At 58.0% G+C, this 3,566-nt stretch carries 3 protein-coding genes and 1 tRNA gene; all 4 read right to left on the reverse strand.

What is annotated here, in order from left to right:
- Positions 1 to 93 precede the first annotated feature (93 nt).
- Positions 94 to 180, reverse strand: a tRNA-Leu gene (locus ABHR76_RS09310).
- 39 nt (positions 181 to 219) lie between these two features.
- Complete coding sequence (locus ABHR76_RS09315) at positions 220 to 1,653, reverse strand: transglutaminase-like domain-containing protein (RefSeq protein ID WP_138111996.1); 1,434 nt, start codon at positions 1,651 to 1,653, stop codon at positions 220 to 222.
- Between the two features lie 256 nt (positions 1,654 to 1,909).
- Positions 1,910 to 2,776 carry a class II fructose-1,6-bisphosphate aldolase gene (fba, locus tag ABHR76_RS09320; RefSeq protein WP_346977494.1) on the reverse strand — a complete coding sequence of 289 codons (867 nt, stop codon included), beginning with the start codon at positions 2,774 to 2,776 and terminating at the stop codon, positions 1,910 to 1,912.
- Between the two features lie 194 nt (positions 2,777 to 2,970).
- Positions 2,971 to 3,566, reverse strand: a 596-nt coding sequence (locus tag ABHR76_RS09325; RefSeq protein ID WP_346977496.1) for an MBL fold metallo-hydrolase, incomplete at its 5' end; no start/stop codon positions are given.

Raw genomic sequence — 3,566 nt, forward strand, 5'->3', positions numbered from 1 at the left:
GCCACAGGCCTGTTTGCTTAACGCTTCGCGCGCTCACGCGAGTTCGGCACGAAAAAGGGGGCCGCAACCCCCTTGAACGCTCGCTTGCATGTATGGTGCCCGAGGCGAGACTCGAACTCGCACGTTGTTGCCAACGGTGGATTTTGAGTCCACTGCGTCTGCCAATTCCGCCACTCGGGCACGCAATGCGTGAGTTAGTTTATCACAGCTTTCTACCGATTAGTCCGAAAATGGAACTTCGAGCATTTCGATGAGTTCGACCGTGCGTAGCATCTCGCGCTGACGGCATCCGCGACCGTCGACCGAAGCCTCACCCATCTGGTTATCGTAAGGGTCCTCGCGCATGCAGTCGAAAGAGGGCTCAAACTCTGCCTGGAATCGATTGTTGGCCACCATACGCCATGGGTCGAGATTGCCAAAGTAGTGACGGCGGCGCCACTCCTCCCCCATCCTGTGAGCAGAAGATCCAAATGACACGTCGGCGTTGAGCCAACCGGTCTGCGGCGTATAGAACTCTGCCCAGTCGTGCGACCCCACCGAATCGGGCGCAACGTACAGGCCGCTCTGCCAACGGGCAGGCACGCCCGCGATACGGCACATGGTGATAAACGTGAGCGCCATAACGCCGCAATCGCCGCGGAGCGAATGCGCGCAGTCATCGGCAATAGATCCCAAAAGCAAGTACGGCGGCTGATAGCGATAGTCGATATGCTGCGTCAGATAATCATAGATAGCACGAGCGCGATCGAGCGGATCCTCGAGTCCGTCAACAACACCGGCCGTCAGCTGCTGCAGATACGGCGTGAATGCAATGTGCGGACGGTCCTCGGAAATATCCTCGGGCAGAGGCGCGTCCATACGCGGATGAACCGGAAGTGTGCCACCGTAGACATCACAATAAGCAGCATCGATGTGATAACGATAAGTCACCGAGAATGAGCGCTCACTCGAAGAAGACCACGAGGCGGTACGCGCCGAAGCGTTCGCGGGAGCAACAGCACCCTCCGGCGTCATGTCGAGAATCTCGACCCGAGACTGCTGACGGCAGGCAGCCGCGACGGGAAGCCAAGCGCAAACGGTCTCTCCCTCCAGAGCGCCGGGGACAGACACGGACGCTTTAAGCGTAATGACGCGAGCCAATCCGTTTTGTGACTCCATCTCCTTGAGCATCTCGTCGCGCAGTGCTATTCCGTCCGTAGAATCGGGACGCATGCCGGGGACCTCTTTGGGATATACGCGAAGCGAATCGAGGAAGTTGTCGAGAACGAACAGCTCGCCATCGATAAAGCGCCAGTCAATACGCTTACGGTCAATCAGATCGTCAAACTGCTCCTCGGTAAACTCAGGCCACTCCTCGCGAATCATCGCAATAGCTCGATCGCGCGACACCGAAAAATGAAGCGGCGTCTCAAGCATGCGATACCGCTCGGCACGAACGCAGGCAGCAAGCGAGGGATCGGGATCTTGGGCAAGTAGGCGGTCGCAAGCCTCAATAGCCTGCGAAAGATACCCCGCGTCCTTTAAACGCAGAATCTCGGGTGGCAAGCCAACATCTAGAAAACGGAAGTCATCATTGCAAACATCAACAGAGCAACCAACAGGACCCTCGTCAATAACCTTCCCATCCGAAGGCAGCACATTAATAACAGCCATACCAAACTCCAAGTCATTAGAACTCTTGAAGTCCATTGTAGCGAGATAAAAAGAAAGCCCCAATAAAGGAACCCTCAACACCGATAAACGGTACCTATAAAAAATGAATTCAGCCCAGTAACCCTGTGGCGAGTTAACGAAGGAGGCCCCGTTCACCCGAAGCTTTTCCCATTGCGCGACTTCTGGCAAAGCCAGGTGAGCGCAAGGGAAAAGCGTAGGGTGAACGGGGCCTCCGACGGGAAAGTTAAACCGCTACTTACGCCTTGTTGACGGAGCCAAACTCCTCCATGAGCTCCTTGGTGCGGGCAACGATGTTGTCGCGACCAGGCTTGAGGAGCTTGCGGGGGTCAAAGCCCTTGCCCTGCTGATCCTTGCCAGCCTCGATATACTCGCGAACGCCCTTGGCGAAGACGAGCTGCAGATCGGTGTTGACGTTGATCTTGGAGATACCCAGGGAGATGGCCTTCTTGATCTGATCCTCGGGAATGCCGGTACCACCGTGCAGAACGAGGGGCAGGTCGCCGGTCTGAGCCTTGATCTCGCCCAGACGCTCGAAGGAAAGGCCAGCCCAGTCGGCGGGATACACGCCGTGGATGTTGCCGATACCGCAGGCGAGGAAGTCGACGCCCAGGTCAGCAATCTGCTTGCACTCAGCGGGGTCAGCGAGCTCGCCGTTGGAGGTCACGCCGTCCTCGGTGCCGCCGATGCCGCCGACCTCGGCCTCGATGGACATGCCCTTGGAGTGGGCAAGCTCAACGAGTTCCTTGGTGCGGTCGAGGTTAAGCTGGAAGGTCTCCTCGTGAGAGCCGTCATACATGATGGACGTGAAGCCGGCCTTGATGCACTTGAAGCAGTCCTCGTAAGAACCGTGATCGAGGTGAAGGGCGACGGGGACGGTAACGCCCGTGGCCTCGACGGCAGCCTTGACCATGTCGGCGCAGACCTTGAAACCGCCCATCCACTTAGCGGCACCAGCGGTGCACTGAAGGATCAGCGGAGACTTGGCCTCCTCGGCGGCCTGGAGAATAGCCAGGGTCCACTCGAGGTTGTTGGTGTTGAAGGCACCGAGAGCGTACTTGCCGGCCTCGGCCTTCTTGAGCATGTCTGCTGCGTTGACGAGCATAAAAGAAACCTCCTGTAAGGTTGCTCCGATAACGCCTGAGATTTTACCACGACATACCCGAGCATAAACGTTCGTTTGTTCACGAATACCATCCGATTGGACAAATTTTGACCGTTTGCCCCACAGAATCGACCCACTGGGGAAAATAGCTTGACGATTGAGCGGTCTTCGTGATTCGAAAGACGGCTTCGAGCCTACATCTGCATAAACGGATTCTGCATAAGTTCGCGCGCCATCGTGGTCGAATCGCCATGGCCCGTCAAGCAAACGGTATCGGGCGGAAGCGTCTTGGCAAGTTTGGAGAGCGAGCGCATAATCGCCGCCTCGTCACCGCCGGAAAGATCGGTACGACCGTGGCTGCCCGGGAAAAGCGTGTCGCCCACAAAGGCGATGTTCCCCTGCTCGGTCGCGGCGAACAGGACGATGCCGCCCGGCGTATGCCCCGGCGTCTCGATCACCTGCAGGCAGATATCGCCCAATTCAATCGTATCGCCCTCGGCAAGCAGCCGCGTCGGCTCGCCCGGATCGGGCGTCTCAATACCCCACATGGCGCGCTGCTCCTCGATATTTGCGCGAGGCACCGTCACGTCCTTAGCGCACAACTCATATAGTGCGCTGTCGCCAACGACAGCTCGAACCCCGGCGACCCCGCCAACATGGTCGGCATGACCGTGCGTGCAGACAGAGCCGAGTACGCGAACTTCGGGATGCGCGGTGCGGATATGCTCCACAAGACGCTCGCCCTCCCACGCCGGATCGACGATTAAGCACTCGTCATTCGAAATCACGG

This window comes from Collinsella aerofaciens (assembly GCF_039752985.1).
Classification (GTDB): domain Bacteria; phylum Actinomycetota; class Coriobacteriia; order Coriobacteriales; family Coriobacteriaceae; genus Collinsella; species Collinsella aerofaciens_BT.

Coding starts and splice junctions, on each gene's coding strand:
- ABHR76_RS09315 (WP_138111996.1), bottom strand. CDS start 1,653: ATGGCTGTTATTAATGTGCTGCCTTCGGATGGGAAGGTTATTGACGAG.
- fba (WP_346977494.1), bottom strand. CDS start 2,776: ATGCTCGTCAACGCAGCAGACATGCTCAAGAAGGCCGAGGCCGGCAAG.